We start from the raw sequence: 14,682 nt of genomic DNA, 5'->3' as shown, positions 1-14,682 counted from the left end.
TGTTTACCCGGAGAGTTGATGCAGATTGCCAGTGGCATGATTTTATACAGATATTTTATTCTTTTACATGAAATAAACCAGCATACCATTTGAGCGGTCGCCTTCTGTTCCTCTATGCTAAAAAGCCGGAGGCATGCTCCGGCTTTATCAGTATTACTGGGAGTACACTCCTTCAGCACAATAAACGGTTCAATATCGCCCCTTTTTGATCGTCAGCGATTCGTCACCGCGCAGACAGTTGCCGCCACTCACTAAATGATGAGGGCCAGTGAACCGACAGGTTGGCTCACTGGCGAGAACCCGATTATAAAACTAAGCTGGCGAGCAGAATAAAAATCAGCCCACTGATGGATAAGAGTGTGGACATCAGCGTCCAGGATAACAGCGTTTCTTTGGTGGTAAGGCCAAAAAAGTCTTTAATCATCCAGAAACTGGCATCGTTAACGTGAGAACAAATACAGGATCCGGCACCGGTAGCCAGCGTAATCAAGGCCAGGTTGGTATTGGGATGTACTGCCAACAGTGGGATGACCAGACCGGCGGTAGAGATCGCCGCGACGGTGGCTGAACCCAGACAAATACGCAGGAATGCGGCCACGCCCCAGGCCATCAGGATCGGGTTAATATCCATACCCGAAACCAGGGTGGAAATATACTGACCGACGCCAGAATCGATGAGAACTTGCTTGAATGCACCACCACCACCGATAATCAGCAGCAGACCAGCAATACCCGCGATAGCTTTTCCGCAAGAATCCATCAGGTCAGGGATTGTTTTCCCGCGCCCCAGGCCCATGGTATAGATCGCGAACAGCAGTGAAATCAGCATGGCGATCGTCGAGTTACCTAAGAACAGTATCACGTTGTAGAATAAGCCTGAATCCGCAGCACTTTTGGCATGAGTCATCTGGATGATGGTAACAACCGCCATCAGGATCACCGGCAGCATTGCCGTGAGAAAACTTATCCCAAAGCCAGGCATTTCGCTTTCGCTGAATCGGCGGGTCGCGCCGAGAGAGGCGATATTCCCCTCTTTTTTAAAGGCGTCTGGAATAATGCGCTGGCAGAATTTATTCAATATCGGGCCGCAAAGAATAAAGGTTGGAATGCCGACAATGATACCGTATATCAGTACCAATCCTACATCAGCGCCATATTCTCTGGCGATAACTGTCGGGCCGGGGTGCGGCGGCAAAAAACCGTGCGCGACCAGCAAACCGGAAAGCATCGGCACACACATAAACATCGGTGATATTTTTGCTTCACGGGCAATAGCGAATAAAATAGGTACCAGAAGAATTAAACCGACTTCGAAAAAAAGTGCAATACCGACAATAAACGCCGAACAGACCACTGCCCAGTCAAGTTTATTTTTCCCGAAATAATTCAGCATGGTCAGCGCTATTCGCTGTGCACCACCCGCATCGGCCAGCAAGCGACCGAGCATAACACCGAAACCAAATATCAAGCCAATATGTCCCAACGTACCGCCAAGTCCGGATTCGACTGAGGTGACGACTTTACTCAAATCCATACCACTGGCGATGGCGACAGCAATCGATACAATAATTAACGAAACAAACGTATTAAGCTTAATTTTTATGGTTAAAAGCAGGAGTAAAGCAATCCCTGCCACAACGATAATTAGTGGCATAACGTCCTCTCATAACAGGGTAGCGACCCGTCATTATCCGACTGAGTAAATAACGAATGATATGTAGCCGGATAATTCAGGTGTCTGGATGTTTTTATTTATGCTTTCAGTTTTTATTCATAAAATCGCGCAAAGCCGCGCCAATTTTGTTTACATCATAAATACAACCCGTCCATGTCCCGCCACTCACGGCCTGAAGCATTGCCCATAGCCGGGTATCATCTGGCAATTCAGGATCGGGAAGTAAATCCTGATGGCTGGGTCTGGCATTTAATATTGCAGTTGCCTCCTCCTGTGAAGGTAATTGTTCATCGCGACGGGTGCCGAGGAAATTGACTTCGCCGTGAAGCTCGCGACAATCAATTTTAATTTCAATGATATCCCCGGTGCGTAATTTACCGATGGGCCCTCCGGCCAGTGCTTCTGGCCCCACATGGCCGATGCATGCGCCAGTAGAAACGCCCGAGAAACGTGCATCGGTGATTAACGAAACATGCTTACCGTATGACAGATGCTTCAGGGCACTGGTAACCTGGTAGGTTTCTTCCATCCCGGTACCGGAAGGTCCAACGCCGATAATGACCAGAATATCGCCCGCCTTGATCTTGTCATGCTTGATATCGTAAATCGCACTTTTCTCGGACAGATAAACCTTCGCCACACCTTTATGGTAATAGATACCTCGCTCATCAATCACCGAGGGATCAATGGCGGTGGATTTGATCACCGATCCTTCTGGCGCAATATTGCCCACCGGGAACGTGATAGTTGAGGTCAACCCGCGCGCTTGTGCTTGCTGTGGCGACATGATCACGTCGTCAGCGTTGATTTGTTCCTGCTCGAGAAGGAGTTGCTTGAAGTGCTGACGCCGTTCGGAGTGCTCCCACCAGTCGAGGTTTTCCTTCAGCGTGCTGCCGGTAACCGTCATAACATCTTCATGCAGCAATCCGAGGCTTCGCAGATGCAACATGACTTCCGGCACACCGCCTGCCATGAAGGCATTGACCGTTGGATGATAAACCGGGCCATTAGGCAGTACGCTCACCAGTCGGGGCACGCGCTTGTTGATGCGGATCCAGTCGTCAACGGTCGGGATATGGCAACCTGCCTGGTGAGCGATTGCCGGGATGTGTAACAACAGGTTTGTTGAACCACCGAACGCGGCATGGACCGTCATCGCATTCTCTATCGCTTTATCGGTGAGAATTTCCCGGGTGGTGATGCCTTTTTGACACAGGTTCAGTGCCGCTCGTGCAGAAGCTCTGGCGATCTCCTGCCACACAGGCTCGCCGGAAGGAGCCAGTGCTGAGTGTGGGATTGCCAGCCCTAATCCTTCGGCCACCACCTGAGATGTTCCGGCGGTGCCTAAAAATTGACAACCGCCACCTGAAGAGGCACAGGCTTTACAGCCCGCACGGCGTGCGTCCTGTAGAGATAATTCGCCATTGGCGAAGCGTGCGCCAATAGTCTGCACCTTGCCGTTGTCTTCTCCGTCCTTTGCGGGTAGCGTCGCGCCACCGGGCACCAGCACCGTCGCTATGTTGTGCTGTGCGGCGAGCGCCATCATAGTGGCTGGCAGCCCCTTGTCACAACTCGCCACGCCAATGACAGCTTTCGCGCCGGGCAGAGAGCGAATAAGACGGCGCATCACCATTGAGGCGTCATTACGGTATGGTAGCGAATCAAACATCCCCGTTGTGCCCTGAGTGCGTCCGTCACAAGGGTCGGAGACGTACACGGCATAGGGCAGGGCATGGTTGGCTTTAATGACTTCGGCCGCCGCTTTCATCTGGATATCCAGCTCGTAGTGCCCCTGGTGTAGCGCCAGCGCCACGGGCTTACCCTCTGCGTCGCGTAATCCACCGAGTGTACTGAGCAGTAAAATACCGTCCCGATCCAGCTCGTCCGGAGACCAGCCCATTCCGGCATTCATGGTCATACCGAACAGATCCCCGCTCGGGCGATTGATAAGCATCTCTGCGGTTAATGGCAGTTCGCCGTCCGGGCCATCGGCGTGCGTTCTGACGGTGTAGATATCGTGACTCTCGTCAGCAAAAATATTGCGAACAGACATGAGTTTCTCCTCAGACTGGTAAAATGCCCTGCGCGGTAAGTAGCGCGCGGACTTTATCTTTTGCTTCTTCTGATGCTTCAAGAATCGGTGGCAAGCAATACGTCTCTACAGGCAACCCGACACACTGCATGCTGTATTTGATCAGTGAGACAAACGGTGTTTCCAGGGCGTAAATAGCGGGCAGTTGTAGTAGTTTTTTATTCAGCGTCGCGGCGGTAGCCAGATCGCCTTCACGCCAGGCGCGGTAGATGCCGACGGAGAGTTCTGGAGCAAAGTTAGCGCTGGCGGTTATCGCACCGTCGCCGCCCAGCAGCATCGTATTCAGCAAATGGTCGTCATAACCGCAGAATACAGAAAACGACGGGCGTATCGACTTAACTGTGTTGATCATCGTACGCAAGTGACCAACGCTGTCGATGGTGTCTTTGATGCCAACGATATTCTCGTTTTGCAGAGCCAGCCGTGTCACGGTCTCCGGGGTTAAGTCCTGACCCGTCAGATCCGGAAAGTTGTACAGGATCACCGGCAGAGTGACACTACGGGCGATCTGCTGGTAATAGTCGTCAAGATTGCGTGGTGCGACTTTCCAGTAGTAGGGGTTGATAGCGACGATACCATCAGCGCCGCAGGCTTGTGAATGTTGCGCAAGTTTCACCGCTTCGTCAGTGGAGGGCGAACCGACGCCAATCAATACCGGCACTCGCCCACCCACAACGGCCACGGCTTCTTCGGCGAGCGCCATGCGCTGGGTTGTATTCATCTGGCTAAATTCACCACCGGTACCCAGGTAAAACAGTCCGTCGACCCCTTTATTAATCAGGAAGTCGGCAACTTCGCGCATTGCCGTTTTATCAAGGGTTCCGTCACGATGAAACGTGCTGGATACCGGGGGAATAATGCCGCGGAATTTTTTCATTACCTCAGTTTCCTTTTCGTAAATGCTCATTTTCGTTTCTGTATCCCAGCCCATATGATATTTGCCCGGCGCATTTCCGGAGCAATTCCAGATAGCTGTCTATCTTATTTCCTGAATAAACCACTGGATCGCCAGAAAGAGAGATTGCATAGTTAACCCTGTTATACATATTGAATACCGGCATACTTAAACATACCGCTCCATAGGTTGATTCTTCGTTGTCTATGGCCCATCCCCGAAGTCGTGTTTTTTGTAATTCTTCCAGAAACAACTTTTTATCGGTAAATGTGTTGTGCGTATGCGGGGTTAACGTGAGTGCCTCTAAAAAATAATCCAGTTCTTCTCGTGTCTTCCAGGCTAATAACGCCTTACCTAACGCAGTAATATGCAATTCAAGTTTTTTACCAATCCAGCTTTTGCTCGTCGGTACCGAGTCCGGACTTTCGACCTTGTCGAGATAGATAGCTGAAATGCTCTCCATCGCCCCAAGATGACAAACCAGTCCACTTTTCAGCGACAACTCCTGCATTGGCCGCTTAGTCACCTCAAATATATTTTGACGGTGTAACGCCTGACAACCCAACTCGTAGTTTTTTATTCCCAGTGAATAGTAGCCGTTTTTGTTTTTAATTAAGAAACCGCATTCCACCATTACATTTAATAAATTAAGCAGGCTGCTTTTTGGATACTGGAATTTATTTAATAACTCCATATAACTGGCCATGCCAACCCATGCAATGTGGGTTAATATTTTTTCGGCACGGACTAATGAATTACATCCTTTACGAACCATAATGGCTCCTCCTTGCTCATGGAATAAATGGTATCGACATTACATAATGGAAAATATGCTTTGTTCAGCATGCTGAACCGTAATGGAGTGATTAAATGTGATCTTGTACGCAGTTTGAATAATGAATCCAGAACAGTCACATTTAGTAAATGAGAATAAAAAGTAGATGGAGTGTTGTTGCAACATAGTTGAGTGTGGATCGCGTATAGGACTTCTTTATTCTTTCGAGTGCATCGTCAATATTTTTCAACGGGTGCCATTGAGCATTTTTGCTTGAAATCCCTCTCGAACGAACCTGCTTATCATTTTATTGAATGAGGCAAAAACAACTGACATCCGGCTCGCTGATAACGCCGTGCAATAGTCTCAGGTAACCCGCTGTCACTGATGATCGTTTTAATACATGAGAGTGTTGCTACAGCATGCGGCTCAACGGCATCAAATTTAGAGTGATCGGCCAGGAGAATAACTTCACGCGAGCGTTGAATAATCCGTGTTTTCACCCCGACTTCAAACATGGTGGCATTGGTGATACCCGTCTCCAGCGACAGCGCATCGCAGGAGATATACGCACGTTCTACGGAAAAGGCATTGATCATCTCCAGCGCCAGACTCTCTCCTACCGAAAAATAACCCGGGCGAATCAGTCCACCGATAATGTAGCTTTCCACATGGGGAAAACAGCCCAGCTCATTGGCGATTTTAATGTCGTTGCAGATGACCTTTACCCGCGCATCGGCCAGGCATTTCGCCAGTTCGAGGCAGGTTGAGCCGGAGTCGAGAAAAAAGCAGTCGCCATCTTTGATCATTGTTCGGGCAAGGGCGGCTATTTCTCTCTTCGCCACAGATTGCAATGTGCGTTTCACATCGAAGACGTACTCTTTGTCGTCGGTACTGTCGTCGAAGTCGAGACAACCGTGACCGCGGATCATGCCCGGGTACTGGTTGGCAATATACTGAAAATCACGGCGAACAGTCGCTTCCGCATAGCCAAAAAGTTCCATGGCCTGCTGTGTGGAGAGGTGACGATGTTGCCACAGGTAATGCAGCATCTGTTTGATACGGTCAGGTCTCTGTTGGCTCATCAGAAACAATCTCCTCTTACAGGGGGGCGAATTGGGCTAAGGTCGCGCGATAGTCAGATGAAGAGAACAGGGCGCGCCCAATCACCATATGTTGCGCCCCAACTGCTGCCAGTTGCTGTGCCGCCGCCAGCGTAATTCCACCGTCGGCCCAGCACTCGGTTTCAGGAAAAGCCGTGCGTACTTTTTGGATTTTCTCGCACATGGAGGGAATAAACCGCTGTCCCTGCCCATCGGGCTCACTGGTCATCACCATCACCCCGTCCAGTTCAGACGCCAGATATCGCAAGGCGTCGATCGGGGTTGCCGGATTAAATGCCAGCCCGGCTCGTGCGCCGGTATGGCGGATCTCTGCTAATGTTTCCGAGGGATAGTCCAGCGTTTCCGCATGAACGAAGATCCACGCGGGTCTGATTTCAGCCAGCGCGTTAAACCAGAACTGTGGCCGGGCAACCATAAAATGAAAGGAAAGTGGATGAGGCGTCTGTCTGGCAACGGCCTGCACCGTTTTCATCCCAAACGTAATGTTGTTAATGAAGCTGCTGTCCTCAATATCCAGATGCAGGGACCCAAAATCCAGGTTGTCTAATGCCGTTAACTCGCGACCATAGTGCAGAGGATTTGCGCTGGCGAGAGAAGGGTGCAGGATCATAAGCGCCTCCGTTAACCTGATACCAGCGCAAAAAGTGCATCGTCGGTGCTGGCATTTCGCACTGCCGCTAACCATTGTGGCGAATCAATAAACTGGCTGATGCGCTGAATGGTCAAAATATGTGCGTTGGCATCCGTGGCACTGACGCAGAGAAGCAACCAGACGGGGTCGCACTCTTCGTTACCAAAGGCGACCGGAGTTCGTAGCGTGGTGATGCTGACCTGATTATAGTTTGCGCCTTGCTCTGGTCGGGCGTGAGGCAACGCAACGCCCGGGGCTATCAAATAATAAGGCCCCCAGTTAAGGGTATTTTCGATGATCCCATCAACGTAGCATGGCTGCGCGGCACCATAGGCTACCAGCGGGCGGGCGGCGATTTCTACGGCCTGACGCCAGTCTGTGGCTTCAAGTTGTGACTGTACCCATTTAATATCGTTAATCATCCGTCGTTGACTCCATGCCGATTCGGGTTACTCTGGTAGCGATCCCCGTCGATACTTTTGACGAAGGCGGCAGGGATCGCAGAAGGGTTATTGCTCTCTGCCGGGGATAAGCGCTCTGCTTATCCCCATCTTATCGGCGTATATGATGCACTTTCTCCATAAACTGACTGACTCGCGCCTGGTCAACGAAATTGGCAAAAACGCCGTCCTTTTTAAAGGTGGTTGCGGTCACACAGCCATCGGCGATACTGAGTTGTTCCTCCACGTTTTCCAGGCAGACGCCCGTGTTGGCCAACACGACGGTGTCAGGCACCGTTTCTTTGACCCGTTTTAACAGCGCGCTGTCGGTACGTGCCCCGGCGGTCAGGCCTGAAACGCAGAGCGCATCGGGATGGTTGTTAAATACCGTCGATTTAGCAATGGAACAGATATCGCGATTGCCCAGATAGACGGCAGCTTCAGGGACGATATTGAATAACGTTTTCACTCCGCCTGCGCCAATGCGGTGCTGATGACGAATGGTTTCACCGACGTTAGTGTCCCAAACGCCAAAGTCGCTGGCATAGGCTCCGGTAAAGATCTCGCGGATAAACTTAGCGTCGGTAGCCATCGCCAGGTCGAATGAGGCGACCGGATCCCACAGTACATTCACGCCAAATGGGATGCGGATATCGTTCATCAATTGCCCGATGATTCGTGCCATTGCCGCAGTCGTTTCCGGACGCACCTTCGTGAGATAGGGAAGACTAAATTCGTTGGAGAACATGACTGCATCTACCCCACCATTTTGCAGCGCCATCAGATCGTCCCAGGCTCTGTCGATAACCCAATTCATCCCCAGTTGCGCATCAAAACTCGGGTCGCCGGGCAATGCACGTAGATGGCACATGGCGATGACCGCTTTTTCCGTCCCAATAACCTCTTTCAGCCAACTCATTGAAAGTACTCCTTATTCCGATAATTCACGTTTACGTAAGAACAGAACGACGCTGGCGACAATACCGACCGCCACGACAACGCCAATAATGCCAAGCGACATCAGTTCAGAAATCGACCAACCGAACATATTGCCCACGGACAACGCTGAGATTTGCGCACTTTCACCGGCAAAACTGAAACCGCCTTTGAGCGCCATTTCGGTGAAGTAAGGCGCGAACTGGGTGGCGATCAGCAGGACGGTAATCATCACGATGATCCCGCTTATCAACGTCCTGATCAGGTCTCCGCGGTGGATAACCGTAGCCATACAGATAAAGAACGGCGCTACCGGCAGGTCTGCGAGGGGTAATACTTTGTTGCCCGGTAAAATGCTGGCCAGAATTAACATAATAGGAATCAGTAGTAGGCCAACGGCAATGGTGGTTGGATGGCCCAGCGTCACCGCGGTATCCAGACCGATATACACTTCACGTCCTTTGAAATACTTCTGGAAGAATTTTCTTGCGCCGTCGGAGATGGGCATTAAGCCCTCAACAATCAGGCGGATCATGCGTGGGAACAGCACCATGATTGCCGCAACGGTAATCATCAGACTGGCGCAACCTTTAAAGCCTTCGCCAGCTGCCAGGCCAAAAATCAGACCGAGCACTACGCCGATGATCACCGGATCGCCGACCATGCCGTAGCGTTTCTGGATCTCCTGAGCATCGATATTGCGTCCCTTCATGAAAGGGATTTTTTCATAGATAGCATCAAGTAGAACGAAAAGCGGTACTGAACTGGAACCGTAGCCTTGCGGTATCGAAATACCTTCCAGCCCGACGATGTTCTGCACCCGTTTTGCCGTCCAGTCGGCCATTTTTAACGATAGCGCCGCATGGCAGATTGCCCCCAACACACCATAAATCAGGCTACCGGTCATAAGCTGGACCACCGTACCCGTAATGGCGTAGTGCCAGTAATTGTAAATATCGACGTTCATCGTTTTGGTCAGACGGGTGACCAGCATGGCGACATTGAGAAGAAAAATAACCGGGATAATCATGGCGCCAATGGCAGTCGCATAACCAACGCCGGAGGCGGGTCCTGCGCCAACGTCAAAGACATGCAGGGTCAGGCCGAAGCGTTCAATCATCACTTTAATAGGGGGACTGAGGCTGTCGATCGCCATGACGATCACCAGTCCCATACCGACAAAACCGATCCCGACCGTTACCCCTGCCTTAATCGCCTGCAGCCAGGGGATGCGGAAGATAAGGCCAATCACGATCATGATGATAGGGACGAAAACGGTACCGCCGAGAGACAGGATGTAATCAAACATAATGCCTCCTTTTATTGGGTTAACAGAGCCTTGATTTGTTGTTTTAACGCGTCGTCGTTGATCCCTGTGAGCAGGGCGGCGCCATTAAGCGTAGGGATGCCGTAATCACTGTTGGTTCGCATGGAGGTAACAATAAGGTCCATACCGTTACAGTTAAGAGGGATCTCATTCAGACAGCATTGGGCGGTAGTGGCTGCAATGCCCTGTTCAGTCAGGAACTCTTGCAGCTTGTGTGCAATCATGGTTGAAGTCGACATGCCGGTACCGCATGCCACAAGGATCTTTTTCATAATGGATGTGCCTCTTGTGTAGCGCCTGAATCAGGCTCAATGGGGAAATGTGCTGCTGGCATACCTGCCAGAGCAGTCAATAAGCGGATGCAGTCAGTCAAATCACGCAGGCTGGCAACCTCCGCCGGAGAATGGGTATAGCGACAAGGAATAGAGAGACTGGCGCAGGGAATACCATCCTGCTCAACCTGGATATAACCGGTTTCTGTTATCACGCCGGGAGCCACTTCTCGCTGCACCGGAATGTTGTGTTCAAGAGCCGTCTGTTCCAACATCCGTATCAGGCGAGGAGGCGTGATTAATCCTGCCAGCGTTCCCCGACCATGGTAGTTCAGGCAGGTGATCCCAACGCCCTGATTAATCCTGACTTCGGAATAATCGTGTAAATCAGGGGTATCACACGATGGCGTGATATCAATACCAATCGCCAGATCTGGTTTTACACGGCGTAATACGGGAACAATGCCACGGATATTAAATTCTTCCTGTACAGAAGCCACCAGATAAACAGCGATATCAAGCTCCGTAGTACTGATAGCATCCGCTACACCGAGCAGCGCAGTACAGCCCAGACGATCGTCAAGCGCTTTACTGCACACCAGATCGTTTGCCAGGAGTTGGGGCGGGTTATACAGAGTGACAGGCGTACCGACCTGAATGCCCATCCGTAAGGCGTCGTCTTTGTCTTTGGCGCCAATATCAATCCACAATTTATCGACGGAAGGTGACTGCGTGCGCTCGTCGCCTTTGGCAAAGTGGTATGACTTAATCCCGATACATCCCATCACCGGCCCATTGTCCCCGGCGAGGGTGACGACGGAACCAGCCATAGTGACTTGCGCAGGACCGCCTACGCGTTCAAAACGTAAAAATCCAGACGACTCTATTTTGCGCACCATAAAACCGACTTCATCCATATGCGCAAAAATCATCAGTCTCAGTGCATCAGGTTTATCACTACCGTAGCGTGCGACGACATTCCCAAGCCTGTCTCGCCAGACCTCTTTTGCATGACGCCTGAATTCGCGCAGCATGACATCAGCGACTGCGTTTTCGTGTCCTGAGATCGCATTATGCTGCAAAAGCGAGAACAGGGTTTCCTGAACAGAAAATGACATAGCTATCTCCGTAGAACGTAAAACAATCACTCGTTGAGCGTTTTATAGGCGCTCACTGGTCGAATAATTGTGAGAACGCTCACGTGAAAACGCGCAAAGCTGCACAAATAAAAAATAATGTGAACCGGGTGGAATAAAAACGCTCAACGTTTGTGAAAGTTACGGGCTGGAGAGACCAGTATTTATGCTTGAAATAATGAGGATGAATAAAACGCGGTAACTGTTATCGCCCACTTTGTTGCAGGACGCTCCCTCTTTATGCCTGTGTATATCCAGGTTTTCTACCAAGGGAGCGTAGAACTTAATGGCATGTGGTAAATCGTTAGTATCCTGGTGATAAAAGAAAATATAGCAGTACTTATTGCGCTGAATGAATTGTAGCGAGCCAGTGAGAGATATTGTCCGTCAGAGCATCGTTCCTGAAGAGTGCGCTGCCGGATACTACACGATCCACTCCGCTGGCGATGATCTCTGGAAGTTCTTCCAGGTTTAGCGAACCATCAACTGCCAGCAGAATGGCGTCTCGCTTGCCGGCTGCATTGAGTAATGCGACAACCTGCGTGATGCGTCTCAGTAACGCTGACTTGCAGAGTTTGCTACCGTAGCCGGGATTTACCGCCAGAATTTGTATTATTTCAACGTCTTCAATGACCGGTAGAATATATTCCAGTGGTGTTGCAGGGCACAGGCTAATCCCTCGCAAAAGCGGCATAGTGCCACCGGAAACTTCAGCATTTTGCTCACCAAGCCAATGAAGCATATGGTGTAGATGCGGCGTGTTTTCCACCTGCAACGTGACGCAGTGTGCTCCTGCCTTTACGCTTGCCTGCACAACGGGCCAGGGATTATCCACCATAAGGTGGACATCCTTAATCATCTGCTGTGGCAACTGTGCGATAGCCCAGGGGCCAACGGTGAACTGAGGGCAAAAATGTCCGTCCATCAGATCCAGGTGAATAACGGGTTGTTCAAGCGCGCGAAGATTTTGCTGATACTCCCCGAGTTTGAGCCACTGACCGGCAAGAATGCCGATGCTTAACGGGTAGTGCTTCATTAACGATACGCACTCTGTGCGATTCAAACCGGAAAAGGAACGGTTCATTTTTAGATCCTTATGGCATCAATCCATTGAAGACGCGTTTTTTTCGTGGGCAGCTCATCAGTGATTCCAGTTTTTCCACACAGGCAAGGTAGTGGGGCGTAGTTTTATGGAACGCAACGGCGGCTTCATCCTTATAGGCTTCATAAATATAAAAGCGGCTCTCAACTTCCGGATCCTGCAACACATCGAAGCGGAGATTCCCCTCTTCACGCACCGACCCCAAATGATTGAGGCGAAATACCTCGATAAACTCGTCGACTTTATCTTCGTGGACGTTAATTTCCACCAGAGTGACATGCATACTTTTCTCCTTAAAACGCATGGGCCCACCAGGGCAGGCCCATACCCTTTTTAGTTTTTTTCGCTCAGATAGAGTTCGTACGCGCGTTCAGCGGTTTCATTACGATGCACCACCGCGTGGACGGCCTTCATCATGGCGACTGGGTGCTCGGACTGGAAGATGTTACGCCCCATATCGACGCCGGATGCGCCCTGATCGATGGCCTGCCAGCACATCTCAAGCGCTTCACGTTCAGGTAATTTTTTACCACCCGCGATAACAATCGGAACCGGACAACCCGCGGCGATGCGCTCAAAACCTTTATCGACATAGTAGGTCTTGATGATCTGCGCCCCCATCTCTGCGGCGATACGGGTGGCGAGTGAGAAGTAGCGCTGATCGCGAACCATGTCTTTCCCCACGCCGGTCACCGCCATTGTTGGCATGCCGACTTTAATGCCGGCATCGATCAACTGAATGATATTTTTGATCGACTGATGTTCATACTCACTGCCGATATACACCTGTGCCGCTACGGCGCAACTGTTGAGACGAACGGCATCATCCATGGAGAGCGCGACCGCCTCATTGCTTAACTCGGTGAGAATTGAGTTAGCGCCTGAGGCGCGCAGGACTACCGGTTTGTTGGTGGCGGGGGGGACCACACTGCGCAGGATGCCGCGTGTGCACATCAGTACATCAGCGAGAGAGAACAGGGGAGCGATATTGATATCAATACGCTCCAGTCCTGTTGTTGGTCCCTGAAAATAGCCATGGTCAAACGCGAGCATAACCGTTCTTCCGGTCTCAGGATTAAAAATGCGCGACAGTCGGGACTGCATCCCCCAGTCAAGTGCGCCGCATCCCTTAAGTGTGAACGGGGTATTGCGTTGCGGCGTATCGGTATGGAAATCCTTACCATCTTTGATGTCATCTAAATCAGCCATTTTTTACTCCACGGTTACGGAATGAAAATCAGAAATCGTATTTGTCGATGTTATCTTTAGTGAACACCACGCGTTCAGGCAGAAGCACAATGCCATTTCCCTTCGCCTCGTAGCTGTAGCCCTGCACGCTGTTCGGCGAGACTTCAACTTGCCCAACACCCGGAATCTCCAGCTTGTCCCCAATGTTCATGTCGCCTTTTTTCAGCAAGGCATCAGCCACGTATATGGAAATCTTGCCTTGCTGGACCACGTCCCAGAGGCCAAATTCTTTTACCGTGCCGCGTTCAACATAAGGACGCATTACGTTTGGTGTGCTGAAACCGACAATCGCCACGCTGGTATTCTTCAGGTTCTCAGCGGCCTGAGCTGCAGCAGGAAGGGCGTTGGCATCCGGCGCAATGATGGCGTCGAGATCGGCATAAGCTTTAATAATGCCTTCTGCGGTTTGCAGCGATTTGGTGGCGTCGTTATAGCCAAACTGAGTGGTGACAACTTCCCAGCCCGGATGATCTTTGGAGATCTTATCTTTGGCCTCTTTCACCCACTGATTCTGATCGGTTACGGTCGGGCTGGAGTAGAAGAAGGCCACTTTGGCTTTCTCTTTTTTGACCTGGTTTGCGGCCATATCAACCAGCATGCCGCCTAACTGCGCTGGTGTACCCTGGTTGATGTAGTACGAGCGACATTCCGGTTTGGTGTCAGAATCCCATGTCAGGACTTTCACACCGCGTTGCATGGCGCGCTTTAATGCCGGGCATAACCCATCAGGTGAAACAGCGGAAACCACAATGGCGTTATACCCCTGGTTAACAAAGTTATTGATGAGTTGAACCTGACCAGAGACGCTGGGCTCTGTCGGACCGTCATAGGTAACATCGACACCAAGCTCTTTACCGGCCTCCAGGGCACCGTTACCACCACTGGTAAAGAACCCCACCCCAACCAGTTTCGGGATAAATGCGATTCGCTCTGCGGCATAAGCGTTGAGGGTGAACGCCGCCAGGCTAAGGGTACTGATTACGGCAATTTTTTTAATGCTCTGAATAGTCATGTACTTTTCCTTTAGGG

The 14,682-nt window shown here is 50.9% G+C and carries 15 protein-coding genes; all 15 read right to left on the bottom strand.

Going from position 1 to position 14,682, the window contains the following annotated elements; genetic code table 11:
* Positions 1-304 precede the first annotated feature (304 nt).
* The gene (locus NMD08_RS20585) at positions 305-1,654 is read right to left on the bottom strand and encodes a GntP family permease (RefSeq protein ID WP_137485250.1); all 1,350 of its coding nucleotides are present in this window, start codon (positions 1,652-1,654) and stop codon (positions 305-307) included.
* Positions 1,655-1,760: 106 nt separating this feature from the next.
* Entirely contained in the window at positions 1,761-3,728 is a 1,968-nt protein-coding gene (gene yjhG, locus NMD08_RS20580) for a xylonate dehydratase YjhG (protein WP_151218508.1), read from the bottom strand.
* Positions 3,729-3,738: 10 nt separating this feature from the next.
* The gene (locus tag NMD08_RS20575) at positions 3,739-4,644 is read right to left on the bottom strand and encodes a dihydrodipicolinate synthase family protein (RefSeq protein ID WP_370618923.1); all 906 of its coding nucleotides are present in this window, start codon (positions 4,642-4,644) and stop codon (positions 3,739-3,741) included.
* Between the two features lie 4 nt (positions 4,645-4,648).
* A complete protein-coding gene (locus NMD08_RS20570) occupies positions 4,649-5,437 on the bottom strand; it encodes an IclR family transcriptional regulator (RefSeq protein WP_151218510.1) in 789 nt (262 codons plus the stop codon).
* A 302-nt stretch (positions 5,438-5,739) separates the two neighbouring features.
* Positions 5,740-6,522, bottom strand: coding sequence for a DeoR/GlpR family DNA-binding transcription regulator (locus NMD08_RS20565; RefSeq protein ID WP_151218511.1), 783 nt, complete (start codon positions 6,520-6,522; stop codon positions 5,740-5,742).
* Positions 6,523-6,538: 16 nt separating this feature from the next.
* Positions 6,539-7,171 (bottom strand): ribulose-phosphate 3 epimerase family protein, encoded by a 633-nt coding sequence (locus NMD08_RS20560; protein ID WP_370618921.1) that lies wholly within the window; start codon positions 7,169-7,171, stop codon positions 6,539-6,541.
* Between the two features lie 11 nt (positions 7,172-7,182).
* Complete coding sequence (gene sgcA / locus NMD08_RS20555; protein ID WP_151224194.1) at positions 7,183-7,614, bottom strand: SgcA family PTS sugar transporter subunit IIA; 432 nt, start codon at positions 7,612-7,614, stop codon at positions 7,183-7,185.
* A gap of 130 nt (positions 7,615-7,744) precedes the next feature.
* On the bottom strand, positions 7,745-8,551 hold the full coding sequence (gene sgcQ, locus NMD08_RS20550; RefSeq protein ID WP_370618919.1) for a BtpA family protein SgcQ: 807 nt from the start codon (positions 8,549-8,551) through the stop codon (positions 7,745-7,747).
* A gap of 12 nt (positions 8,552-8,563) precedes the next feature.
* Positions 8,564-9,877, bottom strand: a complete 1,314-nt coding sequence (sgcC, locus tag NMD08_RS20545; RefSeq protein ID WP_151218515.1) for a PTS sugar transporter subunit IIC SgcC — start codon at positions 9,875-9,877, stop codon at positions 8,564-8,566.
* Between the two features lie 11 nt (positions 9,878-9,888).
* Positions 9,889-10,167 (bottom strand): PTS sugar transporter subunit IIB SgcB, encoded by a 279-nt coding sequence (gene sgcB, locus NMD08_RS20540; protein WP_103768556.1) that lies wholly within the window; start codon positions 10,165-10,167, stop codon positions 9,889-9,891.
* Positions 10,164-11,285, bottom strand: coding sequence for a M42 family metallopeptidase (locus NMD08_RS20535; RefSeq protein WP_187259320.1), 1,122 nt, complete (start codon positions 11,283-11,285; stop codon positions 10,164-10,166). The genes sgcB and NMD08_RS20535 overlap by 4 nt, the downstream gene beginning before the upstream one ends.
* A gap of 358 nt (positions 11,286-11,643) precedes the next feature.
* Entirely contained in the window at positions 11,644-12,387 is a 744-nt protein-coding gene (locus NMD08_RS20530) for an epimerase (protein WP_370618917.1), read from the bottom strand.
* A gap of 10 nt (positions 12,388-12,397) precedes the next feature.
* Positions 12,398-12,688 carry a (4S)-4-hydroxy-5-phosphonooxypentane-2,3-dione isomerase gene (gene lsrG / locus NMD08_RS20525; RefSeq protein WP_103768553.1) on the bottom strand — a complete coding sequence of 97 codons (291 nt, stop codon included), beginning with the start codon at positions 12,686-12,688 and terminating at the stop codon, positions 12,398-12,400.
* A gap of 50 nt (positions 12,689-12,738) precedes the next feature.
* Positions 12,739-13,614, bottom strand: coding sequence for a 3-hydroxy-5-phosphonooxypentane-2,4-dione thiolase (lsrF, locus tag NMD08_RS20520; protein ID WP_151218519.1), 876 nt, complete (start codon positions 13,612-13,614; stop codon positions 12,739-12,741).
* Between the two features lie 28 nt (positions 13,615-13,642).
* Positions 13,643-14,665: an autoinducer 2 ABC transporter substrate-binding protein LsrB gene (gene lsrB / locus NMD08_RS20515; protein ID WP_187252977.1), complete on the bottom strand. Its 1,023-nt coding sequence runs from the start codon at positions 14,663-14,665 to the stop codon at positions 13,643-13,645.
* Positions 14,666-14,682 lie beyond the last annotated feature (17 nt).

It is taken from the genome of Citrobacter meridianamericanus, assembly GCF_041320245.1.
Taxonomy (GTDB): domain Bacteria; phylum Pseudomonadota; class Gammaproteobacteria; order Enterobacterales; family Enterobacteriaceae; genus Citrobacter; species Citrobacter meridianamericanus.
The sequence above is the reverse complement of the archived record's forward strand: the minus strand, read 5'-3'. Positions and strand labels throughout refer to the sequence as shown.